Annotated in this window: 17 protein-coding genes and 1 pseudogene; 4 read left to right on the forward strand and 14 right to left on the reverse strand. The window is 71.6% G+C overall.

Translation table 11 applies throughout. The features are described 5' to 3' along the window. Nucleotides 1-9: 9 nt before the first annotated feature. Nucleotides 10-825: a DUF3097 domain-containing protein gene (locus AB0H32_RS22090; protein ID WP_361123172.1), complete on the forward strand. Its 816-nt coding sequence runs from the start codon at nt 10-12 to the stop codon at nt 823-825. Here AB0H32_RS22090 and AB0H32_RS22095 read toward each other — a convergent pair. The 5 genes and pseudogenes from AB0H32_RS22095 to lepA form a co-directional block, all read right to left on the reverse strand. Beyond that, a pseudogene (locus AB0H32_RS22095) lies at nt 803-1243 on the reverse strand (Uma2 family endonuclease); the annotation flags it as partial. The gene AB0H32_RS22090 and the pseudogene AB0H32_RS22095 overlap by 23 nt on opposite strands. A gap of 109 nt (nt 1244-1352) precedes the next feature. Then, nucleotides 1353-2585, reverse strand: a complete 1233-nt coding sequence (gene hemW, locus AB0H32_RS22100) for a radical SAM family heme chaperone HemW (RefSeq protein WP_361123175.1) — start codon at nt 2583-2585, stop codon at nt 1353-1355. Nucleotides 2586-2612: 27 nt separating this feature from the next. After that, a complete protein-coding gene (locus tag AB0H32_RS22105) occupies nt 2613-4433 on the reverse strand; it encodes a SpoIIE family protein phosphatase (RefSeq protein ID WP_361123224.1) in 1821 nt (606 codons plus the stop codon). Nucleotides 4434-4680: 247 nt separating this feature from the next. Continuing rightward, on the reverse strand, nt 4681-6555 hold the full coding sequence (locus AB0H32_RS22110; RefSeq protein WP_361123178.1) for an AMP-dependent synthetase/ligase: 1875 nt from the start codon (nt 6553-6555) through the stop codon (nt 4681-4683). Between the two features lie 263 nt (nt 6556-6818). Further along, entirely contained in the window at nt 6819-8693 is a 1875-nt protein-coding gene (gene lepA, locus AB0H32_RS22115; protein WP_361123181.1) for a translation elongation factor 4, read from the reverse strand. Nucleotides 8694-8919: 226 nt separating this feature from the next. On the opposite strand from lepA, the gene rpsT reads away from it, so the two are divergent. Next, nucleotides 8920-9186: a 30S ribosomal protein S20 gene (rpsT, locus tag AB0H32_RS22120; RefSeq protein ID WP_361123184.1), complete on the forward strand. Its 267-nt coding sequence runs from the start codon at nt 8920-8922 to the stop codon at nt 9184-9186. Between the two features lie 200 nt (nt 9187-9386). On the opposite strand, the gene AB0H32_RS22125 is transcribed toward rpsT, so the two are convergent. The 9 genes from AB0H32_RS22125 to leuS form a co-directional block, all read right to left on the reverse strand. Beyond that, on the reverse strand, nt 9387-9782 hold the full coding sequence (locus AB0H32_RS22125; RefSeq protein WP_361123187.1) for a nuclear transport factor 2 family protein: 396 nt from the start codon (nt 9780-9782) through the stop codon (nt 9387-9389). Nucleotides 9783-10094: 312 nt separating this feature from the next. After that, a complete protein-coding gene (gene holA, locus AB0H32_RS22130; protein ID WP_361123190.1) occupies nt 10095-11084 on the reverse strand; it encodes a DNA polymerase III subunit delta in 990 nt (329 codons plus the stop codon). Nucleotides 11085-11194: 110 nt separating this feature from the next. Then, the gene (locus tag AB0H32_RS22135; RefSeq protein ID WP_361123193.1) at nt 11195-11440 is read right to left on the reverse strand and encodes a hypothetical protein; all 246 of its coding nucleotides are present in this window, start codon (nt 11438-11440) and stop codon (nt 11195-11197) included. Nucleotides 11441-11666: 226 nt separating this feature from the next. Beyond that, nucleotides 11667-12569, reverse strand: a complete 903-nt coding sequence (locus AB0H32_RS22140) for an arylamine N-acetyltransferase (protein ID WP_361123196.1) — start codon at nt 12567-12569, stop codon at nt 11667-11669. Between the two features lie 306 nt (nt 12570-12875). Further along, entirely contained in the window at nt 12876-15503 is a 2628-nt protein-coding gene (locus AB0H32_RS22145; RefSeq protein ID WP_361123198.1) for a ComEC/Rec2 family competence protein, read from the reverse strand. Then, nucleotides 15500-16636 carry a helix-hairpin-helix domain-containing protein gene (locus AB0H32_RS22150; RefSeq protein WP_361123200.1) on the reverse strand — a complete coding sequence of 379 codons (1137 nt, stop codon included), beginning with the start codon at nt 16634-16636 and terminating at the stop codon, nt 15500-15502. The genes AB0H32_RS22145 and AB0H32_RS22150 overlap by 4 nt, the downstream gene beginning before the upstream one ends. A gap of 120 nt (nt 16637-16756) precedes the next feature. After that, nucleotides 16757-17602, reverse strand: coding sequence for a DegV family protein (locus AB0H32_RS22155; protein ID WP_361123203.1), 846 nt, complete (start codon nt 17600-17602; stop codon nt 16757-16759). A gap of 72 nt (nt 17603-17674) precedes the next feature. After that, entirely contained in the window at nt 17675-18415 is a 741-nt protein-coding gene (locus tag AB0H32_RS22160; RefSeq protein WP_361123206.1) for a hypothetical protein, read from the reverse strand. A 236-nt stretch (nt 18416-18651) separates the two neighbouring features. Continuing rightward, the gene (gene leuS, locus AB0H32_RS22165) at nt 18652-21525 is read right to left on the reverse strand and encodes a leucine--tRNA ligase (protein WP_361123209.1); all 2874 of its coding nucleotides are present in this window, start codon (nt 21523-21525) and stop codon (nt 18652-18654) included. Nucleotides 21526-21959: 434 nt separating this feature from the next. On the opposite strand from leuS, the gene AB0H32_RS22170 reads away from it, so the two are divergent. Beyond that, the gene (locus AB0H32_RS22170) at nt 21960-23252 is read left to right on the forward strand and encodes a cytochrome b/b6 domain-containing protein (protein WP_361123212.1); all 1293 of its coding nucleotides are present in this window, start codon (nt 21960-21962) and stop codon (nt 23250-23252) included. Continuing rightward, nucleotides 23249-24859, forward strand: a complete 1611-nt coding sequence (locus tag AB0H32_RS22175) for an NADH-ubiquinone oxidoreductase-F iron-sulfur binding region domain-containing protein (protein WP_361123215.1) — start codon at nt 23249-23251, stop codon at nt 24857-24859. Before AB0H32_RS22170 ends, AB0H32_RS22175 begins: the two co-directional genes overlap by 4 nt. Nucleotides 24860-25034 lie beyond the last annotated feature (175 nt).

A 25034-nucleotide genomic window follows, 5' to 3' on the forward strand; every position in this document is an offset into this window, starting at 1 on the left:
GTCATCCGAATGCGCCAGTACTCCCCCGACCTGACCCCGCCGTGGAAGAAGCCCAGGCCCGTCCCCGAGGTCCCGGCGGAGCCCGGGCTGGTGGTGGAGGAGCCCGGTACCGGGTTCTGCGGGGCGGTGATCCGCTGCGAGGCGGGCACGGTGACCCTGGAGGACCGCTTCGGCAAGCACCGGGTGTTCCCGCTGGAGCCGCGCGGCTTCCTGCTGGAGGGGCGGGTGGTGACGCTGGTGCGCCCGACGGCCGGCGGCCCGGCCGGCCCGGCCCGTACGGCATCCGGCTCGGTCGCCGTCCCCGGCGGCCGCGCCCGCGTGGCCCGCGCCGGCCGCATCTACGTCGAGGGCCGGCACGACGCCGAGCTGGTCGAGAAGGTGTGGGGCGACGATCTGCGCATCGAGGGCGTGGTCGTGGAGTACCTGGAGGGCGTCGACGACCTGCCGTCGATCGTGTCGTCCTTCGCGCCGGGTCCGGACGCTCGGCTGGGCGTGCTGGTGGACCACCTCGTGCCGGGCACGAAGGAGTGGCGCATCGCGGAGTCGGTGACGAGCGAACACGCGCTGGTCGTCGGCCATCCCTACATCGACATCTGGGAGGCCGTGAAACCGTCCTGCCTGGGGATCCCCGGCTGGCCGCGGGTGCCGCGCGGGCAGGACTGGAAGACGGGGGTGTGCCGGGCGCTGGGGTGGCCGTCGGAGAACACCGGGGCCGTGTGGCAGGCGATTCTGAAGCGGGTGGGTTCCTACAAGGACCTGGAGCCGGAGTTGCTGGGGCGGGTGGAGGAGCTGATCGACTTCGTCACGGGTAGCGGTGAGGCCTGACCTTCTCGTACGTGGCGAATTCGCTGGTGTCCAGTTCGATACCCAGCGGCTCCAACGGCGTGAGGTCGCCGAACTTGGTGATCCGCTGACACCGGTGGTCCGCGTCCTCTCCATGGCCCGTCGGCTCAGTGAGCAACACACACTGGCCCATCACGGGGTCGATGACGAAGTAAGCGGGAATCTTCGCCGCTGCGTAGATCGACCGCTTGACGCCGTAGTCACGGTCCACGCTTGTCCTGGAGACGACCTCCACGAGCAAGGTGATGACCTCGGACGGCATCAGCCTTCCCTGACCGGGTCCGGCACCACGCTCAACGACCACAAGGTCAGGCTGCGGCTCGCTGGTCTCTTCGAGGATGGCGATGTCCTGGGTCTGGAGCCGCCGCCAGTGCCGCCGGGGGATCTGGTCGTCCACAGCGGTCATCTCCGCAGTCCTCCGGTTCCGCCACCATGCAATTACGGCGGCAGCGTACGAACCAGGTTAGGGACCGAACCGGCGCTCCGCACCGATTCACCCGCTGGAGCGATCAGTCCACCAGGTCCCGCACCACCGCGTCCGCCAGCAGCCGCCCCCGGAGCGTCAGCACGGCCCGCCCCTCCTCGTACGGCCCGGCCTTCAGCAGCCCGTCCGCCAGCGCCCGCCGCGAAGCCGCGAGCCCGTCCTCCTTCAGGAGCGACAGCGGCACCCCCTCCCTCAGCCGCAGCTCCAGCAGGATCCGCTCCACCCGGCGGTCCTCCTCGGAGAGCAGTTCCCGGCCCGCCCCCGGTGAGCGGCCGGAGGCGAGGGCCGCCGCGTAGGCGCCCGGGTGCTTGACGTTCCACCAGCGCACCCCGCCCACGTGCGAGTGCGCCCCGGGCCCCGCACCCCACCAGTCGGCGCCCCGCCAGTACAGCTCGTTGTGCAGGCAGCGCCCGGACTCGGAGGTGGCCCAGTTGGAGACCTCGTACCAGTCGAAGCCCGCCGCCGACAGGGTCTCCTCGGCGATCAGGTAGCGGTCGGCGTGGACGTCGTCGTCCGTCATCGGGACCTCGCCCCGGCGGATGCGGCGGGCGAGCTGGGTGCCCTCCTCGACGATCAGGGCGTAGGCGCTGACGTGGTCCGGGCCCGCGCCGATCGCCGCGTCCAGCGACGCCCGCCAGTCGTCGTCGCTCTCCCCCGGAGTGCCGTAGATCAGGTCCAGGTTGACGTGCTCGAAGCCCGCGGCCCGTGCCTCCGCCACGCACGCCTCGGGGCGCCCCGGCGTGTGCGTGCGGTCGAGCACGCGCAGCACATGCTGCCTGGCGCTCTGCATGCCGAAGGAGATCCGGTTGAAGCCGCCCTCGCGCAGCGTCGCCAGGTAGGCGGGGTCGACCGACTCCGGGTTGGCCTCCGTCGTGATCTCCGCGTCCGGGGCGAGACCGAACTCGTCGCGGATCGCGCCCAGCATCCGGACCAGGTCGTCCGCGGCCAGCAGCGTCGGCGTGCCGCCGCCCACGAACACCGTGCGGACCGCGCGCGGGTCGTCGCCGAGCACCTTGCGGGCCAGGCGGACCTCGTCGGTCAGGGTGTCCGCGTAGTTGTCCCTGGAGGCGAGCACGCCGCCGGTGCCGCGCAGCTCGGTCGCGGTGTAGGTGTTGAAGTCGCAGTAGCCGCAGCGGGTCGCGCAGTACGGGACGTGCAGGTAGAACCCGAGGGGTCGCTCGGCAGCGCCGGCGAGCGCGGTTGCGGGCAGCGCGCCGTCGTCGGGTACGGGCTCGCCGTCGGGGAGTGCGGAAGGCATGTCCTCCATTGTCCCGTACGACGGCACTCACTCCGCCTGGAGCACGAGGAGGGCCAGGTCGTCCTCGGGCTGGCCGCCGCCGAACTCGTGCACCATGCGCCGGATCCTTTCCGCGATCAGCTCGGCATTCAGGCCCGCACAGCCGGACAGGGCCCGCGCGAGCCCGTCGCCGTCGTCGAACTGGTGCGGGCCGGAGCGCCGCTCGGTCACCCCGTCGGTGACGCACAGCAGGCTGTCGCCGGGCCGCAGGTCGAAGGTCTCACTGGTGTACGTCTCGTCCTCGACCACCCCGAGCAGGGTCTGCGGCCGGGCGACGGTACGCACCTCGCCGTCGGGGCCGAGGACCAGCGGCAGCGGGTGCCCGGCCGAGGCGAGGGTGCAGCGGACGCCCTCGTCGTGCGGGGTCAGCTCGCCGTAGAGGAGGGACAGGAAGCGGGTCTGCGGGCTGTCTCCGGGCGCCACGGGCCGGCCGCCGGCGGCGACCAGGGCGCGGGCGGCCGCGTCGGCGGCCTCGGTGGCGTCGTCCAGGAGGAGCTGGTTGAGGCGGTCCAGGACGTCGGCGACCCGGTAGCCCTCGCGGGCGAGCAGGCGCAGCCAGGGCCGGGCGAGCCCGATCACGACCGCGGCCTCGGGGCCCTTGCCCTGGACGTCGCCGATCGCGAAGCACCAGCGGCCGTCGCCCGCCGGGAAGAGGTCGTAGAAGTCGCCGCTCGGTCCGCCCTTGTCGCAGGGCTCGTAGACGAGTGCGCTGCTCACCCCGGGGATCTCGGCGACCGCGCCGGGCAGCAGGCCGCGCTGCAGGACGGCGCTGATGGTGGCCTGCCGGGCGTACTGGCGGGCCGCACCGATGGCGAGCGCCACCCGGCGGCTGAGGTCCTCGACGAGTCCGGTGACCTCGTCGGGGAACCGGAGCAGCCCGCAGCGCCCGATGACCAGCGTGCCCAGGGGACGGCCGCCGGCGATGAGCCGGTAGGCGAGTGCGGTGCCGTCGGCGCCCTGCGGGCCGAGCGCATCGCCGGGCCAGGGGTAGGGCTCCGGCCCCGACCGCAGTCCCTCGCGCGGGCACGGCGGATCCTTCTCCAGGGCGCGGGTCAGTTCCTCGATGCGGTTCTCGCTGGCGTGCCACACGCGTGCGGGCGCTCCGTCGTCGCCGCCGCGCACGCTCGCCTCGTCCTCCAGCCACACCGCGCACCAGTCGGCCAGCCGGGGCACGATCAGCTGCCCGGTGAGGGCGGCGACCAGGTTCTCGTCCAGCTGTCCGGCGAGCAGGTCGGAGGCCTCGGCGAGGAAGGACAGCGCGCCCCGGCCGAGCCAGTCCCGGTCGGCTCCGGGGCGCAGCGGCTGCGGGGCGAGGGCCTCGGCGGCCTCCAGCGCGGGCACCGGGAGGGGACCCCGCGGCTCGTCGCGGCCGCCCGGCGGCAGCCGCGCCCACACGGTCTTCGTGCCCGTGCGGTAGGTGACGCCCCAGGACTCGGCGAGGGTGGCGACCAGGCGCAGGCCGCGCCCCTGCTCCAAGACCTCGTACGGGCCTTGGGCGCGGGCGCAGTCGCGTGGGGGGCGGGAGGGGTGCCGGTCGTGGACCTCGATGAGGAACTCGCCGGTGTCCTCCACGCGCCAGTCGATCTCCACGTCCGTACCGGCGTGGACGACGGCGTTGGTGACGAGTTCGCTGACGACGGCCATGGCGTCGTCGACCAGGCGTGCGCAGACCCCGGGGACCTCGGACAACGCGGCGCGCACCAGGACTCGGGCGGAGCCGGGCGCGAGGGGGCTTCCGGGCAGGGTGGTACGCCCCTGGGCCGCACTGGCCCGGGCTTCGTTCTCCCGCTGCGTCGGTATGGCCGCCATGTCCATGCGGCCAGGGTGACAGACCGGCCCCAGGGATAAGCGCAGAGTTACCGAAGTGGACAGCGGTGTGCGAAAACTGTGCTAAGAGAGCATCAGAAGACGGATGCTTTTGAGCGGGGCTGAGCGCAGTCCCCCGGGGGCGCGGGCCGTGTCGACATGCGGCTCCGCCGCGTGGCCGCGCCCCGCCAGGGCGCAACCGCAGCGGCAGCCGCAGCCGCAGCCGACAACCGGCCCGCAGTCCCCCGCGCTACGCCTCCCGCGTCCCCGCGTACATCTCGTCGATCAGCTGCTTGTACTCCCGCTCGACGACCGGCCGCTTCAGCTTCAGGCTCGGCGTGATCTCGCCGTGCTCCACGTCCAGGTCCCGCGGCAGCAGCCGGAACTTCTTGATCGTCTGCCAGCGCTGGAGCCCGGCGTTGAGCTCCTTCACGTAGCCGTCGACCAGCTCCACCGTCTGCGGCGCGGCGGCGACCTCGGCGTACGACTTGCCCTCCAGGCCGTTCTCCTTCGCCCACTGGAGGATCGCGATCTCGTCCAGGGCGATGAGGGCGGTGCAGTAGTTCCGGTCGGCGCCGTGCACCAGGATGTTGGAGACGTAGGGGCACACCGCCTTGAACTGACCCTCGACCTCCGCGGGGGCGACGTACTTGCCGCCGGAGGTCTTGATGAGGTCCTTCTTGCGGTCGGTGATGCGCAGGTAGCCGTCGGGCGTCAGCTCGCCGATGTCGCCGGTGTGGAACCAGCCGTCGGACTCCAGCACCTCGGCGGTCTTCTCGGGCTGCTGGTGGTAGCCCTCCATGATGCCGGGGCCGCGCAGCAGGATCTCGCCGTCCTCGGCGATGCGCACCTCGCAGCCGGGCAGCGGCTTGCCGACCGTGCCGGTGCGGTAGGCCTCGCCGGGGTTGACGAAGGAGGCCGCCGAGGTCTCGGTGAGGCCGTAGCCCTCCAGGATGTGGATGCCGGCACCGGAGAAGAAGTAGCCGATCTCGGGGGAGAGGGCGGAGGCGCCCGAGACGCAGGCGCGCAGCCGGCCGCCGAAGGCCGCCCGCAGCTTGGAGTAGACGAGCGCGTCGGCGGCCTTGTGCTTGGCGGCCAGGCCGAAGGGCACGGAGGCGGTGCCGGTGCGGCGGAAGTTGTCCTGGGTGGTCTTGGCGTACTCGCGGGAGACCTCGGAGGCCCACTGGAAGATCTTGTACTTGGCCCCGCCGCCCTCGCGGGCCTTGGCGGCGACGCCGTTGTAGACCTTCTCGAAGATGCGCGGCACGGCCGCCATGTACGTCGGCTGCACCACCGGAAGGTTGTCGATGATCTTGTCGACGCGGCCGTCGACGGCGGTGACGTGGCCGACCTCGATCTGGCCGGAGGTGAGCACCTTGCCGAAGACGTGGGCGAGCGGCAGCCACAGGTACTGCACGTCCTCGCCGCTGACCAGGCCGGTCGCGGCGATGGCCTTCGCCATGTACGCCCAGTTGTCGTGCGGCAGGCGCACGCCCTTGGGGCGGCCGGTGGTGCCGGAGGTGTAGATGAGGGTGGCGAGCTGGTCCTTGGTGATCGCGCCGACCCGCTCCTTGATCAGCTCGGGGTTCTCGTCCAGGTAGGCGGCGCCGCGCTGCTCCAGCTCGGTGAGGGTGATGACCCAGTCGTCCGTCTCGACGCCGGCCGGGTCGATCACCACGACCTTGGTCAGCGCGGGCAGCTCACCGCGCTTCTCCACCGCCTTGGCGAGCTGGGCGGCGTCCTCGGCGATCAGCACCCGGCTCTCGGAGTCGGAGAGGATGAACGCCGACTCGTCGGCGTTGGTCTGCGGGTAGACGGTCGTGGTGGCGCCGCCCGCACACATGATGCCGAGGTCGGCGAGGATCCACTCGACGCGGGTCGAGGAGGCGAGCGCCACCCGCTGCTCCGGCTGCACTCCCAGTTCGATGAGCCCGGCCGCGATCGCGTAGACCCGCTGTGCCGCCTGGCCCCAGCTCAGCGACTTCCAGTCGTCCGGGCCCTGCCCGGAGGCCGACGGGACGGGGTAGCGGTAGGCCTCGGCGTCCGGTGTGGCCGCCACGCGCTCCAGGAAGAGGGCCGCCACGGACGGCGGACGGTTCTCGATCAGGGTCTGTGTGTCGGTCACGACATCCTCCGGGGCCCGCGACGGTGCGGCTGGCTCAGGTGCGGCTGGGTTGACTCACGGTGGGGGTTCGCGTTTGTTGTTTAACTCGCGAGTAACTATCGAGCAGGCATCAGACTAAGCCGCGACCGGCCGCTGCGTAAGGGGCTTCGGCCTGTCACTTTCCACGCTGAGCGACGCTACGCACGCGTAGGGGCCCGCCGCGCTTTCGCACGACGAGCCCCCGTTGCACCCGGTTTGCGGACGCAGACCGCAGTTACCCGCGGTTACTTCTTGCTCTTGGCCGACCCCGCGCTGTCATCGCTGGACAGGACCGCGATGAAGGCCTCCTGCGGAACCTCCACGGAACCCACCATCTTCATCCGCTTCTTGCCTTCCTTCTGCTTCTCCAGCAGCTTCCGCTTACGGGAGATGTCACCGCCGTAGCACTTGGCGAGGACGTCCTTGCGGATGGCGCGGATGGTCTCGCGGGCGATGACCCGGGAGCCGATGGCGGCCTGGACCGGCACCTCGAAGGCCTGCCGCGGGATGAGCTCCTTGAGCTTGGCGACGAGCCGCACGCCGTACGCGTACGCCTGGTCCTTGTGGGTGATCGCCGAGAAGGCGTCCACCTTGTCGCCGTGCAGCAGGATGTCGACCTTGACCAGGCTGGAGGTCTGCTCGCCGGTGGGCTCGTAGTCGAGGGACGCGTAGCCGCGGGTCTTGGACTTCAGCTGGTCGAAGAAGTCGAAGACGATCTCCGCGAGCGGCAGCGTGTAGCGGATCTCGACCCGGTCCTCGGAGAGGTAGTCCATGCCGAGCAGGGTGCCGCGCCGGGTCTGGCACAGCTCCATGATCGAGCCGATGAACTCGGTGGGCGCGAGGATCGTGGCCCGCACGACCGGCTCGAACACCTCGTCGATCTTGCCCTCGGGAAACTCGCTCGGATTGGTGACCGTGTGCTCGGTGCCGTCCTCCATGACCACGCGGTAGACCACGTTGGGGGCGGTGGCGATCAGGTCGAGGCCGAACTCGCGCTCCAGCCGCTCGCGGATCACGTCCAGGTGCAGCAGGCCGAGGAAGCCGACGCGGAAGCCGAAGCCGAGGGCGGCGGAGGTCTCCGGCTCGTAGACCAGCGCGGCGTCGTTGAGCTGCAGCTTGTCGAGGGCCTCGCGCAGCTCCGGGTAGTCGGAGCCGTCGAGCGGATACAGACCCGAGAAGACCATGGGCTTCGGGTCCTTGTAGCCGCCGAGCGCCTCGGTGGCACCCTTGGCCTGGCTGGTGACGGTGTCACCGACCTTGGACTGACGCACGTCCTTCACGCCGGTGATGAGGTAACCCACCTCGCCGACGCCGAGTCCGTCCGCCGGGAGCATCTCGGGCGAGCTGACGCCGATCTCCAGCAGTTCGTGCGTCGCGCCGGTCGACATCATCCTGATGCGCTCGCGCTTGTTGAGCTGGCCGTCGATGACACGGACGTACGTCACGACACCGCGGTAGGAGTCGTAGACCGAGTCGAAGATCATCGCGCGGGCAGGCGCGTCGGCGACCCCGACCGGGGCCGGGATCTCCTTGACGACCTTGTCCAGCAGCGCGTCGACGCCGAGTCCCGTCTTGGCGGAGACCTTCAGCACGTCCGACGGGTCGCAGCCGACCAGGTTCGCCAGCTCCTCGGCGAACTTCTCCGGCTGCGCGGCCGGCAGGTCGATCTTGTTCAGCACGGGGATGATCGTGAGGTCGTTCTCCATCGCCAGGTAGAGGTTGGCGAGGGTCTGCGCCTCGATGCCCTGGGCAGCGTCGACGAGGAGGACGGTCCCCTCACAGGCGGCCAGCGACCGCGAGACCTCATAGGTGAAGTCGACGTGCCCCGGGGTGTCGATCATGTTGAGGATGTGCGTCCTGCCCTGGTCCGGGCCCTCGGTCGGGGCCCAGGGCAGACGCACCGCCTGGGACTTGATCGTGATGCCGCGCTCGCGCTCGATGTCCATCCGGTCGAGGTACTGAGCACGCATCTGCCGCTGCTCGACCACACCGGTCAGCTGGAGCATCCGGTCGGCGAGCGTGGACTTGCCGTGGTCGATGTGCGCGATGATGCAGAAATTGCGGATCAGAGCCGGGGCGGTACGGCTCGGCTCGGGCACATGGTTAGGGGTCGCGGGCACGCAGGGTCCTGTCTCTTGAGGCGCCTTATGCCTCGGGTCGGATCGATACGTAGTCTCCATGGTCCCACGCGGAGGGACCGGGGACCGTTTTGGGCCGCCCGTAGGGCCACTGGTACTGTAGATGGCTGTGCCTCATGCCCTCTCAGCGCGAGGCGCGACAGAAAATTCTTGGATCACCGGTACGGGACCCGAGCGGCCCCGCACCAGAACCTGAAAAGGCTCCTTCGTGGCGAACATCAAGTCCCAGATCAAGCGGATCAAGACCAACGAGAAGGCTCGGCTGCGCAACAAGGCCGTCAAGTCCTCCCTGAAGACCGCGATCCGCAAGGCCCGCGAGGCCGTTGTCGCGGGTGACGTCGAGAAGGCCGCCGAGCTGCAGCGCGCTGCAGCTCGTGCGCTCGACAAGGCCGTCTCCAAGGGCGTCATCCACAAGAACCAGGCCGCCAACAAGAAGTCGGCGCTTGCTTCCAAGGTCGCGTCCCTCAAGGGCTGAACCTCCTTCTGATCTGATCGCCGGAAGGACCCAGAGCGGGCCCTCTCTCATCCGCTCCCGTCCGGCACCCAAGAGCCTGTTCGCGGCCTGCGTTCGCCACGCGGGAACGGGCTCGACAGCTTGGTCCGAAGGCCCCGGCACCCTCCCTTCCCCAGGGCGGGCGGCGGGGCCTTCGGCATGCCCGCCCACGAGCCCGTGCGTCACGACCAGAACGCGTTGTCCAGGTCGATGTCGGGTACGCACGCGTCGATGTCGGTGATCTTGTCCCCGACGATCCGGAAGACGAGGCATCCGTCCTCGTGATAGCGCCTGCCCTCGCGCTCCGCGGTGACGTGGTGCAGGGCGACGGCGTGGCCCCGGCCGTCGACGAACACGCTGCGCAGGTCGGCGCGCAGGCTGCCGCTGCTCTCCTGGAAGAGCCTGCGGTACATGCCGATCACGGCGTCCTGGCCCTTGAAGTCACCGGACACCGGGTGGCTGCCGGGCACATGGTGGGTGACGTCCGCCGTCATCAGCTCGCGCAGGGCGTCCAGGTCGGCGTGGAACAAGGCGTCGTAACTCTTGCGGACCAACATCACGTGCGGATGTTCAGCCATCGCGATCGCCACCTTCCCGTGCCTCGGCGACATACGGCTGAGGAGATGCACGGCCGGGAGATGTCCCGCTGAGGAGATGTCCCGCTGATACGTACGATTCTCCTCGCAGGCCCCTGCCCGGCGACTGGATCAACACCGCGGACGGGTGGGCGAGGCCCTACGACTGGATCACTGCCGCGGGCGGGCGGGTGGGCGAGGCCTTGCGACTGGATCACCGGCGGGCGAGGGGGCTAGGCCGTGCAACTGGATCACTGCCGCGGACGGGTGGGCGAGGCCCTGCGATTCCGGCGTGCTCCGCCGGACAGGTGCTGGCTAACCGCGGCCGCGGGACCGGGCGGCCCGGGCGATCGTCACGACCGCCTTCTCCAGGGCGTACTCGGGGTCGTCACCGCCGCCCTTGACCCCCGCGTCGGCCTCGGCGACGGCTCTGAGCGCCACCGCGACCCCGTCGGGCGTCCAGCCCCGCATCTGCTGGCGCACCCGGTCGATCTTCCAGGGCGGCATCCCCAGCTCCCGCGCGAGATCGGCGGGCCGACCACCGCGCGCCGACGACAGCTTGCCGATCGCCCGCACGCCCTGCGCGAGCGCGCTGGTGATCAACACCGGCGCGACTCCGGTCGCCAGCGACCATCTGAGCGCCTCCAGCGCCTCCGCCGTACGCCCCTCCACGGCCCGGTCGGCGACCGTGAAGCTGGAGGCCTCCGCCCGACCGGTGTAGTACCGCCCCACGACGGCCTCGTCGATCGTCCCCTCGACGTCGGCGACGAGCTGCGCCACCGCCGATGCCAGCTCCCGCAGGTCGCTGCCGATCGCATCGACCAGGACCTGGCAGGCCTCGGGCGTGGCCGACCGGCCGAAGGAGCGGAACTCCCCTCTCACGAACGCCAGCCGGTCCGCCGGCTTGGTCATCTTCGGGCAGGCCACCTCGCGCGCGCCCGCCTTGCGCGCGGCGTCCAGCAGGCCCTTGCCCTTGGCTCCGCCCGCGTGCAGCAGCACGAGGGTGATCTCCTCGGCAGGGGACCCCAGGTAGGCCTTCACGTCCTTGATCGTGTCCGCGGACAGGTCCTGCGCATTGCGCACGACCACGACCTTGCGCTCGGCGAAGAGCGAGGGGCTGGTCAGCTCGGCGAGCGTGCCGGGCTGCAGCTGGTCCGGGGTCAGGTCCCGTACGTCCGTGTCGGCATCGGCGGCCTTGGCGGCAGCCACCACCTCCTGCACGGCACGGTCGAGCAGGAGGTCCTCCTGGCCCACGGCGAGCGTCACCGGGGCGAGAGGGTCGTCATTCACAGTCTTCCTGGCCATCGCCTACAGCATCCCACGCGGCACTGACAACGAACCGGCCGCGGACCCCGACCAGTCCCCGACCGGGTCCCCGACCGGGTCCCCGACCGCAACCGGAGTCCGCCTCGGAATCACGGCTCCTCGCGCCAGCCGTCCCACTCCCGCGCGAACCCGTCCAGCTCGGCAGGGTCCAGACGTTCGTCCTCGTCATGCAGGACGACCAGCCACTGGGCGTCCTCGGCGTCGTCCTCACCGGCCAGTGCGTCCCGGACGAGCTGGGGCTCCTCCGCGAGGCCGAAGCGCTCCCCGAGCGCCTCGGCCGCCTCCTCGGCGGCATCGCGATCGGGTAGCACCAGCACATGTCTCACATCGCTCACGGGCTCATTCTCCGGCACCCCGCCGAAGCCCGGACGCCAGGTCAGCTCCTGGACACCACCCTTGTTCGGCCCTGCCGTATTCAGCCCCGCCGTATTCAGCCTTGCCCTATCCGGTCCAGTCCTATCTGGTCCCTAGATATCCCGTCCTGCCTTATCCAGTCCCGCCTTCTCCCGTCCCGCCCTATCCGGTTCTGCCTTATATGGTCATGACCTATCCGGTGCTGTCCTATTGGGCTCTGTCGCACTCGGCTCTGTCGCTGCGGTTCCGGATCCGGACGGTCGGCACAGAGCCGAGGCCGATCCCGAACCGCTCCCGGTACACAGCCAGCACCTCCTCGTCGGTGCCCAGTTCCCGCGCCTCCTTCCTCCCGTCAGCGGCCGTCGTGATCAGCTTCCGCCCGCTGAGGGTGATCCGCCCTCCGTCCTCGGTCACCCGTGAACACACCAGGGACTGAGTGAAGTGCGATTGTGGCGAGGTGCTCTGCCACCAGACCCCGGACACGAAGTCCCCGAGCACCCTGGGCCGCCGCTCCAGCCGGTACTGCGGCGTGCCGTTCCGCAGGACATCCAGGTCCACAGAACCGGCCGCGCCCTCCCCACCACCGCGCACCCCGGCAGCATCCGGGCCGTCCCCGCCACCCCGCACCCCGGCAGCGTCCGGTCCGGCCTCCGCCACCCGGAACGTCCCACCGGGATCCGACTGCTCCCCGCGTTCCGCGAACGCCAGCGGATAGTGGCTGTGCGCCCCGAACCCGACATCCGCGAGCCAGTCACCGCCGTCGGCCGTCCGCACATGCAGCGCGAGATGGTCGTACGGGATCCCGAGCCGCCCTTCGTCCCCGTACACCCGCCCCGCGAGGAACTCGACCTGGTAGCCGAGGGCAGCGAGCAACGCCCCGAACGCTCCGTTGAGTTCGTAGCAGAAACCGCCTCGCCGCGCCTCGACCAACTTGTCCAGCAGCCGCTTCTCCTCCAGCACGATCTCCTCGCCGAGGTGGATCGACAGGTTCTCGAAGGGGATGGTCCGCAGATGGCGCATGTGCAGCTCGCGCAGCGCCTCGGTGGTGGGCTGCTGGGGGCGCGCTACTCCGAGCCGACGGAGATAGGCGTCGATCTGTGCTGAGTTCATGCCCCCAGTCTGTGCCCGGCTGCCCACCTGGGCTGCGGGACGGTCGCATCCTTGTCCCGGCCCGATCCGGCCTCCTCTTCGTCCGGCCCGATCCGAACTCCTCTTCGTCCGCGCAGATCCGCTCTCCTCCTCTTCCGGGTCGGGTCAGCCGTTACCCTCCGTCCGGCTCCGGCCTGCTGGTCCCTCCGTCCGAGTCCGGTCCGCTGGTCCCCCGTCCGGGGCCGGTCCGCCGTTCCCCCCGTCCGGGGCCGGTCCGCCGTTCCCCCGGTCCGGGGCCGGTCCGGTGGTCCCGGGCCACCCGCATCGCTAGTCCCGGGCCACCCGCACCTCCCCTCCCGCTCCTCCGGTCCCGCCCACGGCGAGCGCGCCGTCCCGGTCCGTGCGCAGCACCATCGCGCCGCCGGCCCGTAGCGCGGCCACGGTCGCCGGTGCCGGGTGGCCATAGGGGTTGTCGACGCCGCAGGAGATGAGCGCCACCCGGGGAGCTGCCAGCCGTATCAGGTCCGGATCCTGATAGGCCGAGCCGTGATGGGCCACCTTCAGGACGTCCACCCGGGCCAGCTCGGCTGCCACCGGTGACCGCAACAGCTCCTGCTGGGCCGGGGGTTCGAGGTCCCCCAGCAACAGCAGCCGCAGTCCGCCGGACCGTACGAGCAGGGTGACGCTGGCGTCGTTCGGGCCATCCGGCACCGGTGCGGGACCCTCGCCGAGACCCTCGCCGGGTGGCGGGGCCGCACGCGGCCACAGCACCTGCCAGGCGAGCGCTCCGGTGCGCCGTTCCTCCCCGGCCGCGGCCCGCGTGAGCGGGATGTGCCGTTCGGCTGCCTCCTTTCTTACGAACTCGGCCTGGTCCGCCGGCTCTTCGAAGTCCGTGGTCTCGATCGCGGCCACCGACCGGCCCCGCAGGACACCGGGCAGGCCCGCGACGTGGTCGGCGTGGAAATGGGTCAGGACGACCAGCGGGATGCGGGTGATGCCCAGCTCCCGCAGGCAGTGGTCCACCAGCGCGGGATCGGGTCCCGCGTCCACGACCACCCCCGTCCCCTCGCCGGCGGCCAGCACCGTCGCGTCACCCTGTCCCACGTCGCACATCGCGAACCGCCAGCCCGGCGGCGGCCACCCCGTGATGACCCGGGTCAGCGGCACCGGCCGCACCACCGCCAGCACGAGCAGCACGCCGACGACACCGGACCACCAGGGGTGGCGCAGCAGCCGGCGTCCGGCCAGGACCACGGCCACGGTGACCACCGCGAGCAACAGCGCCCCGGCCCAGCTCCCCGGCCAGTCCACGCCGCCGCCGGGCAGCGCCGCTCCGGTCCGGGCGACCCGGGCGATCCAACCGGCGGGCCAACTCGCCCCCCAGGCGAAGAGCTTGGCCACGGGCATCGCCACCGGCGCGGTCGCCAGCGCCGCGAACCCCAGCACCGTCGCCGGGGCGACCGCCGCCTCGGCGAGCAGATTGCAGGGCACCGCCACCAGGCTCACCCGGGCCGACAGCACCACCACGACCGGCGCGCACACGGCCTGCGCGGCGGCGGCCGCGGCCAGCGCCTCGGCCAACCTGGGCGGCACCCGGCGCCGCCGCAGCGCCTCGCTCCAGCCGGGCGCCAGCACGAGCAGTGCTCCGGTCGCCAGCACGGAGAGCAGAAAGCCGTAACTGCGCGCCAGCCACGGGTCGTACAGGACCAGCAGGAGGACGGCCGTGGCGAGCGCCGGGATCAGGGATCTGCGGCGCCCTGTTGCCAGGGCGAGCAGCGCGACCGTGCCGCAGGCCGCTGCCCGTAGCACGCTGGGGTCGGGCCGGCACACGATCACGAAGCCGAGCGTGAGCGCTCCCGCGGCCAGCGCGGTCGCCCGCAGCGAGAGTCCGAGGCGCGGGGCGAGTCCGCGGCGCTCGATGCGCTGGGCCAGGCCGGGCGGCCCGATGAGCAGGGCGAGCAGGATCGTGAGGTTGCTGCCGGAGACGGCGAGCGTGTGTGCCAGGTCCGTCTCCTTGAAGGCCTCGTCCAGTTCGGGTGTGATCCGCGAGGTGTCGCCGACGACCAGCCCGGGAAGCAATGCCCGGGCGTCCCCCGGCAGCCCGTCGGTCGCCTCCCTCAGCCCGGCCCTGAGGCGGCCCGCCAGTCGCTGCGGGCCGCTCGGCCCCGCGACGATCTCCGGCACCGTCTCGCGCCGCACACGCAGCACGGCCGCGGTGCGGTCGCCGCCGGTGAGGGCGGGTGCCAGCCGGGCGTGCACCCGCAGCCGCGTGGACGGCAGCAGCCCGAGCCAGGCCGGACGTGCGCCGCGCGCGCCCCGGGCGGCGGGCGCGTCCGCCGGACCCGTGGCCCACCTCTCGCTCCGGCCCTCGGATCCGCCGGGCGGCGCCCGTGGCGCCGGAACATCGGCGTCGACGACCACCAGCACCGGAGTCCGCGTGCGTACGCCCGCCCCGTCGCCCTCCTCCACGCGCCGCACCTCCGCCCGGGCCAGCACCGCGATCGGCGCCGCATGGTCCCCGAGCACTCGGGGCCTGCTCAGCCAGGGGTCCCCCGTCAGCTCGACCTCGACGGTCACCGTGGCGAACCGCCGGGCCAGCTCGGGCACGGGCCCGCGCCGTACGTCCGCCCCGTGCAGCCCCGCCGAGCCGGCTGCCGCGGCGGCACAGAGCAGCACGGCGGCGATCGGGGCACGGAGCAGGCCGGGCCGGTCCCTCGACCGCCGCGGCCACCATGCCGAGAGCACCGCGACTCCGGCGAGCAGGCAGACGACCGTGATGCCGGCACTCCAGCCCGGAGTGGCGTCCACGGCCAGCGCCGCCGTCCCCCAGGCTGCGAGCGCGGGCGGCACGAGCCGCAGATCGGCCGGAGCCGGTGGCCTCTTGCCGGAGGGGATGCTCCTGTCCGCATCGGCTCCCACGCGTCCCGGCGGCTCGACGCCCGCTGCGCCGCTCATGGGCGCACCAGAGCGCGCAGGTCGGAGAAGCGGCGGTCACCGATGCCGTTGACCTGGCGCAGTTCGTCCACCGAGCGGAAGCCGCCATGCCGGGTGCGGTAGTCGATGATGTGCTGGGCCAGCACGGGTCCGACTCCGGGCAGGGTGTTCAGCTGGTCCGCGGTCGCCGTGTTGAGAGAGACCGGGGCCGCGGGTCCCGCGCCCGCCGGGGCGGCACCCGCCCCGGCACCGGGCCCGGGTGCGGCGACCGCCGCACCCGGCGGCTCTCCGACGACGACCTGCTCTCCGTCCACCAGGAAGCGGGCCCGGTTGAGGCCATCGGTGCTCGCACCCGGCCGGACACCGCCCGCCGCGCGCAGCGCGTCGGCCACGCGTGAACCGGCCGGCAACCGCCGGAGCCCCGGCTTGCGGACCTTGCCGCTGACGTCCACGACGATCTCGCCGGCCGCGGTCGCCCCTGCGCTCGCTGGACCGCGCGACTTCGCGTCATCGCCCTTCTTGGCGTACGGCGCCTGCGCGCGCACCACTTGAGGAGCGCTCACGGTCTGCGTCCGGCCGCTCCAGAAGTGGTGGACGGCGAAGACGGCGGCTGCGACGAGCACTACGGCGAGCGCGATCACTCCCCGCCGCTCCATTGCGCACCGCGTCTGCAGCCAGACCGGCAACCGCTCCCGCAGAGCGAGCCCGGCCCGCTCCCGCAGGCCCGGTGCGGGAGACTCCGCCGGCCGCGAATGGCCTGTCGGCTCCGCCGGTTGGGTCCGAGGGGCCATGACCGCCGGGCCGGGCTCGGTGGACAGGGCGTGTGTCCCGCCCGGTCGGGGTGGCGTGCTTGCGGTGCTCGGCCAAGGCGCCGCCGTTGCCGTCGTTGCCGTACGCAACCCGGGCGCCCGCCCCGTCACAGTCGCCGTGGATGCGGGAGTGCGCCCGTCCGGCGGGGCGTTGCCCGACTCGCGCCATTGCACGGCCTGTTCCCCGAAGAGGAGTTCCGCGCGGCGGCGCAGTTCCTCCGCCGGGGCGGGCGGCCGGTGGCGGGCGCGGTTGCCGGGTCGCCGACGGGCGCGGCCGTCGGAGGCGGGGCCGCAGCCCGGCCCGCTGGTCGGGATGGCCGTGCGCGAACGTGATCGAAGTGCCATACGACGAGGATCGGGGATCACACCGTTTCACGATGATCTTGATCAATTCCCGGGGATTACCGCCCAGTTGTGGAAATCCCCACCACCCGCACGAGTGACGGCGGACCGAGGACCCGGGTCTCAGCGCGGCGAGACGACCGCTCCCAGAAGCCCGGGCCCGGTGTGTGCCCCGATCACCGCGCCGACCTCGCTCACATACAGGTCGGCCAGTCCGGGCACGCGCGCCCGCAGCCGGTCGGCGAGGGCGGAGGCCCTGTCGGGGGCGGCAAGGTGGTGCACGGCGATGTCGACCTCGGCCCCGCCCGCCCGGTCCACGGCGATCTCCTCCAGGCGGGCGATCGCCTTGGACGCCGTACGGACCTTCTCGAGGAGCTCGATACGGCCGCCTTCCAGCTGCAGCAGCGGTTTGACGGCCAGCGCTGAGCCGAGCAGGGCCTGTGCGGCACCGATACGGCCGCCACGGCGCAGATAGTCGAGCGTGTCGACGTAGAAATGGGCGGTCGTGCCCGCGGCCCGCTTCTCGGCGGCCGTGACGGCTTCGTCCACCGTCCCGCCGGCCTCGGCAGCTTCGGCCGCGGCGAGCGCGCAGAAGCCCAGGGCCATCGCGACCATCCCGGTGTCCACCACCCGCACCGGAACCGGCGCCTCGCGAGCCGCGAGGGCCGCGGCGTCGTAGGTGCCGGACAGCTCTGCGGACAGGTGCAGGGAGACGATGCCGCTCGCTCCGGACTCGGCGACCCTGCGGTAGGTCTCCGCGAACACCTGCGGGCTGGGGCGCGAGGTGGTGACCGGCCGCCGCCTCTGCAGCGCCTGGGCCAGGGAACGGGTCGAGATCTCGGTACCCTCTTCGAGCGCCTGGTCGCCGAGGACCACGGTCAGGGGCACCGCTGTGATGCCGTGGCGCTCCATCGTCCGCGGCGGCAGGTAGGCCGTTGAATCGGTGACGATCGCGACATGGCGGGACATGAGCTGGAGGTTACCTGGCGTAGTGCCCGTGCGGCAGCCCGGCCCCTGTTGTCCGGACCGGGAGCGGCCCGGTCATGTGGTGCTCTCGGGACGCGGCCTCTTGTGCCAGGGGTAGGGCCGGCTCCGCGTCGGCGGGGTGATCGCAGGTGTTGCCGGCTCCTCGGCCGGTCGGGAACCCGGGGCCGGCGGCCGGGTCTGCTGCTGCGCCGCCGGGTCGTCGGCGGCGGTCGGGGCGTCGGGCCACGGCTTGGGCTCCGGCCGGGGTTCGGCCTGTGTCCAGTGCCGCAGGGCTCCCGCCTCGACGTCGATCTGGGCGCTGAGCATGTCCAGGTCGTCGTCGGCGAAGCGGCGGGCCCGGTCACGGGCCGCCCAGCGCAGCGAGTCCGCGGACTTGGTGATGCGCTCGGTGCGGTCGCGCAGCTCGGGCAGCCGCGCGGCGAGCGCGGCCCGGTCCGGATCGGACTCCAGGCGCTTGAGCTCGGCGTCCAGTTCGTGCCCGTGTGCACTGAGCCGCTGGAAGAGGCTGAGGGATTCCTTCAGCGACTCGTCCTCGGCCGTGCCCGCATGCAGCGCGTCCTGGGTGGCGCGCATCGAGGTGCGCAGGGTCAGGCGCAGCTGGGCGATCTCGCCGGCCGGGCCGGGCTGGGCGAAGGACTTGGCGCGCAGGGTGTGGTCCTCGACGGTGCGGCGGGCCTGCGCGATCGTACGGTCCACTCCGCGCTTGGCGGCGCCGATCGCCTTGACCGTGGCGTACGCGCCGAGGCCGACGAAGATCAGGAAGAGCAGGGCGAACACGGTGATCACAGTTGCCATGACGCTCCTCCTCGGGCCGCGCGGCTCTGCCCGCCGCGCTCTCCACAGTAAACGCGGCGGGCAGGCCCGGAGTTCCAGAAAAACCCCGAACCTGCCCGTAGGGGACTACCCCGACGCCGGGCACACCCGGCATCCCGTGTCACCCGGAGACCGCCCGCAGACCGGCCGCAGGGAACCGCTACGCGGGAAAGGCCAGGGCCCGCGAGGGCGGCGCGGCCATCGTCACGCGGGAATCGTCACGCGGGAACGATGTTCACCAGCTTCGGGGCCCGCACGATCACCTTGCGGATGCCCGCGCCGTCCAGCGCCGCGACGACCTTCTCGTCGGACAGCGCCACCTTCTCCAGCTCCTCCTCGGAGATGGTCGGCGGCACCTCCAGCCGGGCCTTGACCTTGCCCTTGATCTGCACGACGCAGGTCACGGTCTCGTCCACCACGTACTGCGGGTCCGCGACCGGGAAGTCCCGGTGGACGACCGAGTCGGTGTGGCCCAGCTTGCGCCACAGCTCCTCGGCGATGTGCGGGGCCAGCGGGGCGGCCATCAGCACCAGCGCCTCGGCGACCGGGCGCGACACCCGGCCGCCGGCCTTGGTCAGGTGGTTGTTCAGCTCGGTGACCTTGGCGATGGCGGTGTTGAAGCGCAGGCCCTCCAGGTCCTGGCCCACTCCGTCGATCGCCTTGTGCAGGGCACGCAGCGTCTCCTCGTCGGGCTCGACGTCCGTGGCGGTGACCTCGCCGGTGTTCTCGTCGACGATGTTGCGCCACAGCCGCTGCAGCAGCCGGAACTGGCCGACCACCGCGCGCGTGTCCCAGGGCCGGGAGACGTCCAGCGGGCCCATCGCCATCTCGTACAGGCGCAGCGTGTCGGCACCGTACTCGGCGGCGATCTCGTCCGGGGTGACCGCGTTCTTCAGGGACTTGCCCATCTTGCCCAGCAGACGGGTGACCTTCTCGCCCTGGTGGTAGTAGGCGCCGTCGCGCTCCTCCACCTCGGCGGCCGGCACCGCGATGCCACGGCTGTCGCGGTAGACGTAGGCCTGGATCATGCCCTGGTTGAACAGCTTGTGGAACGGCTCCGCGGAGGAGACGTGCCCCAGGTCGTACAGGACCTTGGACCAGAAGCGCGCGTACAGCAGGTGCAGCACGGCGTGCTCGGCGCCGCCGACGTACAGGTCGACGCCGCCGTGCGGCTGGCCCTCGCGCGGGCCCATCCAGTACTGCTCGATCTCGGGGTCGACCAGCTTCTCGCTGTTGTGCGGGTCCAGGTAGCGCAGCTCGTACCAGCAGGACCCGGCCCAGTTGGGCATGGTGTTGGTCTCGCGGCGGTACTTCTTCGGCCCGTCGCCCAGGTCCAGGGTGACGTTGACCCACTCCTCGTTGCGCGACAGGGGGGTCTCGGGCTGGGTGTTCGCGTCGTCCGGGTCGAAGGTGCGGGGGCTGTAGTCCTCGACCTCCGGCAGCTCCAGCGGCAGCATCGACTCGGGCAGCGCGTGGGCGACGCCGTCCTCGTCGTAGACGATGGGGAAGGGCTCGCCCCAGTAGCGCTGGCGGCTGAACAGCCAGTCACGCAGGCGGAAGTTGACGGTGCCCTCGCCGATGCCCTTGTCCTGCAGCCAGTCGGTGATGCGGGCCTTGGCCTCGGCGACGCCCAGGCCGTCCAGGGAGATGCCGTCGTTGGAGGAGTTGATGATCTTCGCGTCGTACGACGCGAAGGCGTCCTCCCAGGTGGACGTGTCGGTGCCCCGGCCGTCGGTCGGCTCGACGATGCAGTGGATCGGCAGTTCGAAGGCGCGCGCGAACTCGAAGTCGCGCTGGTCGCCCGCCGGGACGGCCATGATCGCGCCGGTGCCGTAGCCCATCAGGACGTAGTCGGCGATGAAGACCGGGACCTTCTCACCGTTGACCGGGTTGGTGGCGTACGCGCCGATGAAGACGCCGGTCTTGTCCTTGGCCTCGGCCTGGCGCTCCACGTCCGACTTGGAGGCGGCCTGCGCGCGGTAGGCGGCGACGGCCTCGGCCGGGCTCGCGTGACCGCCGGTCCACACCTCGTGGGTGCCCTCCGGCCAGGCGGCCGGGGTGAACTTCTCGACCAGCGGGTGCTCGGGAGCCAGCACCATGTAGGTCGCGCCGAACAGCGTGTCCGGGCGCGTGGTGAAGACCCTGATGCGCTCGCCGTCGATCGGGAAGTCGACGCGGGCACCCTCGGAGCGGCCGATCCAGTTGCGCTGCTGCAGCTTGATGGCCTCGGGCCAGTCCAGCGCCTCCAGGTCGTCCAGCAGCCGGTCGGCGTAGGCGGTGATGCGCATGTTCCACTGGCGCAGCTTGGCCTTGAAGACCGGGTAGTTGCCACGCTCGGAGCGGCCGTCGGCGGTGACCTCCTCGTTGGCCAGCACGGTGCCCAGGCCGGGGCACCAGTTGACCGGCGCGTCGGAGGCGTAGGCCAGGCGGTACTCGCCCAGGACCTCGGCGCGCTCGGCGCCGCTCAGCTCGCTCCACGCGCGCGTGGAGCCCGGAACCGCCCGCTCACCGGACTCGAACTGGGCGATCAGCTCGGAGATCGGGCGGGCCTTCTTGGCCTCGCCGTCGTACCAGGAATTGAAGATCTGCAGGAAGATCCACTGGGTCCACTTGTAGTAGTCCGGGTCGATCGTGGCGAACGACCGGCGCTTGTCGTGGCCCAGGCCCAGCCGGCGCAGCTGGGACTTCATGTTCTCGATGTTGGCCTCGGTGGAGACCCGCGGGTGCGTGCCGGTCTGCACCGCGTACTGCTCGGCGGGCAGGCCGAAGGCGTCGAAGCCCAGGGTGTGCAGGACGTTGTGGCCGGTCATGCGCTGGAACCGGGCGTAGACGTCGGTGGCGATGTAACCCAGCGGGTGACCGACGTGCAGGCCTGCACCCGAGGGGTAGGGGAACATGTCCATGATGAACTTCTTGGGCTTCGCGACCAGCTCGGGGTCTCCGGCCAGGTCACCCTTCGGGTTCGGCGCCGCGTAGGTGCCGTCGGCATCCCAGAAGTCCTGCCAGCGTGCCTCGATCTCGGCTGCCATGGCGGCCGTGTAGCGGTGCGGCGCGGCCACCTCGGCGCTGGCAGCGGGGTTCGTCTCGCTCATGATCCTCAAAGCTCCATCGATCGTCTCTGCCTGCGGAAATGAAAAAGCCCCTCGCACAGGAGGGGACGCCGCGCCGATGCCGACCACCTGGCCGGAACCGGTGGTCGGTACTGATCAGCGCGGCCCGCTAAGCAGAAGGCGTACGGCACGCATGGCGTTAGGGTACCGCAGGCCTCGCGCAAGCCGCGACGCGCTTCCGCGGGCCTTGAGCAAGCCGGGACGCGCTTGCGTATGCCTTGTGGACATGCCACGAACCCGACCAGAACTGAACGAAGGTCAAGGATTACTTCGCGTAACAGCCACTAAGGGACATGGACTCAGTCAGATTGTCCTTTGATAACAACGCAATAACTCAAACCTCGTACTGATCGGTATGGCTCCACTTAGAGTTCGGCAGCGGGACCGCTTTCCCGAAACTGCTCGGAGTTGCCCCCATGAACCCTCGTCGTAGTAACAGCTCGCTCCCCAAGCCGGGCCGGTCGGCCTACGGAGTGGTGACCGCTGTCGTCCTGCTGCTCATACCCGTGGTGGTGGTGTACGGAGGCGGCTGGCTGCAGGACTTCCTGAACTTCGGTGCGGGCGTCCTGTCGCTCGTCAGCCTCACCAGCTCCGTGATCTGGGGTCTGGTCACCCAGGACCGGCTCATCCTCAACACCCGTCAGCGGATCGTCGCCCAGGCCATCCACCGGGTGCTCGCCGTCGCCTCGATCGCGTTCCTCCTGGTGCACGTCACGATCAAGGTGGCGCTGGGCCACACCGTCCTGATCGCCGCGCTGATCCCCTTCGGCCTCGGCGTCGAGGGCAGCGCGGGACTGATCGGCCTCGGCTCGCTGGCCGGCCTGCTCATGATCTTCGTGGGTGTCACCGGCGCGCTGCGCAACCAGTTCGCCTCCCCGGCGCCGGTGGCAGCGCGCTGGCGCGCCATGCACATGCTGGCCTACCCGGCCCTGTGCGCGGCGCTGGTCCACGGCCTGTTCGCGGGGCGCCCGGCAAAGACGTTCTTCATGGTGTCCTACGAGTTGTGCCTGCTCGGAATCATGGCGGCGCTCGCGCTGCGGGCCGCTCCGCGCCCGTTCAAGCGCAAGGTCGCCGACCGGATCGTCGCGATCATCGGGACCGAGGAGCGGCAGGGCCTCGAGGACCTGGACGCGAGCCGGGCCCGGCGGGGGGAGACCTCGTCCGCACTGCCGGGCTTCGAGGGCCGGCGCTCCGCCGAGCCGTCGTTCCCGGACCCGGCGAGGTCCCCCGCGGCAGCCTCGTACGACGCCCCCGCGGCCGCCGAACCCGCGAGCGGCTTCGCGGCGGCCTACCGGGCTGTGTCCACGCCGGGCCGCCCCCAGCAGCCGTTCCCGCCCGGCCAGACCACACGCATGGACCTGCCGCTCGATCTGCAGGCGACCGCGGCCATGCCGCGCATGGACGACCCCTCCAGCACCTCGGGCAGCTGGCCGATCCCGTCCCCGCCGCCGGTCGGCGAGGCCCCGCCGTCGGCGTACGACCCGCTCCAGGACACCGGATACAACATCCCCGCCTACGGCAATCCGGGCACCGGCGGGTACTCCGGAAGTGACATGTACGACACCGGTGAGACGAACCCCCTCTATGGGTCGTACAACTCGGGTGACACGTTCAACAGCGGTCCCGCCACCGAACCATCCCCCGGCGCCTCGTTCGACGCGCCGGGTTCGGGCGAACCTTGGAACATGCCTTCCGGAGGCTATAGGTGAACGAGGCCCTGCCCGACGTTCCTGAAGTCCGCGTGGTCGGACTTCCCCAGCTCACGTCGGGTTTCGACCTTGTGGAGCGGCTCGATCTGCCGATGCATCTGAAGGTGCACGGGCCGCTCGATCCGCTGGGCGGCGAACAGCTCGCCCAGCTGGCCGAAGCCATCAACCTCAAGGGCCGCGGCGGCGCCGGCTTCCCCTTCCACAAGAAGCTGCGCTCAGTCGCCGAATCCGCGATCAAGCGCGGGGTACGGCCGGTCGTCGTCGTCAACGGCAGCGAGGACGAACCGGCCTGCCGCAAGGACACGGTGCTCATCAACCGCGCCCCGCACCTCATCCTGGACGGCGCCCTGCTGTGCGCCGAGGCCCTCGGCGCCCGCACGCTCGTCATCGGGGTCACCCGGGAGTCCACCCAGCGCTCCATGGAGGCCGCGCTCGCCGAGCGGGGCCTGAGCAACAGCCGCAGGTCGGCGCTGCGTGCATGGGTGCAGCGCAACCCCGTGCGCATGGTCACCGGCGCCGCCGCGTCGCTGATCCGCTCGGTCGACGGCGGCCCTGCGATCCCGCCCGGCCGCAAGATCAGTGCCTCGCAGTCCGGTGTCGGCGGTGCGCCCACGCTGCTGTCGAACGCGGAGACGTTCGCGCAGCTGGCCATCGCCGCCCGCATCGGCCCCGAGCGCTACGGCAACACCGGCCTGTACGACGAGCCGGGCACCGTCATGCTCACGGTCTCCGGAGCGGTCGCCCGCCCGATGGTGCTCGAGGTGCCCACGGGCGTGCCGCTGCGCTACGTCCTGCAGCTGGCCGGCGCCCCGCCGGTGCCGCAGGGTGTGCTGACCGGCGGCTACCACGGCAAGTGGATCGACGCGGCGACCGTGAACGAGGCGATCGTCTCCCGCAACTCCCTGGACGCGGTGGGCGGTGCGCTGGGCGCTGGCGCGATCCTGCCGATCACTCAGGAGACGTGCCCGCTGGGCGAGTCGCTCCGGGTGGCCCAGTGGCTGGCCGAGGAGAGCGCCGGTCAGTGCGGCCCCTGCTACCTCGGACTGCCCGCCGCGGCGCGCGGCATGGAGGACATCCTGAACGGCGGCGGACCGGCCGCCCTGGAGGCGCTGAAGCAGGTCGCGAAGAACGTGAAGCGGCGCGGGGCCTGTTCGCACCCGGACGGCTCCGCGATGTTCCTGGAGTCGACCATCAAGGCGTTCACCGACGACCTGGCCGCCCATGTCCTCGGAAACGGCTGCGGACGGCCCGTGGAGGGCGTTCTGCCGCTCTTCGAGGGGGGCAGGGCCCCTGCGGGCATCCCGGGCGGCGGAGAGCCCGAGGAGACCGGCTCCAGCCGCCAGAAGATCTACGTCGACTGGACGCTGTGCCGGGGCCACGGCCTGTGCGCGGACATCCTCCCGGAGGTCTTCGAACTCGGCGCGGACGGCTTCCCGACCGTGGCGCAGGCGCAGGTGCCGCGCTACGCGGAGGCGAAGGCGCTGCGCGCGGTGCGCCGCTGCCCGGCACTGGCGCTGCGCATCGAGGAGGACACGCGCGGACAGGCGCCGGCGCGCAACCTTCCCGTCCTTTCCCAGGGCCGCGGCCGCCGCGCCCTGGGACGCTGAGCACACCACGGCGGGTCACCCGGACGGGGGTGACCCGCCGTCGCACGGCATCCCGGCATCGCACACCCCGGAACACGTCGAGGGCGGACCATCCGTTCGGATGGTCCGCCCTCGATTCCTGTGGAGCTAAGGAGAATTGAACTCCTGACCTCCTGCATGCCATGCAGGCGCTCTA

Source organism: Streptomyces sp. NPDC020362 (assembly GCF_040642095.1).
Classification (GTDB): Bacteria; Actinomycetota; Actinomycetes; order Streptomycetales; family Streptomycetaceae; genus Streptomyces.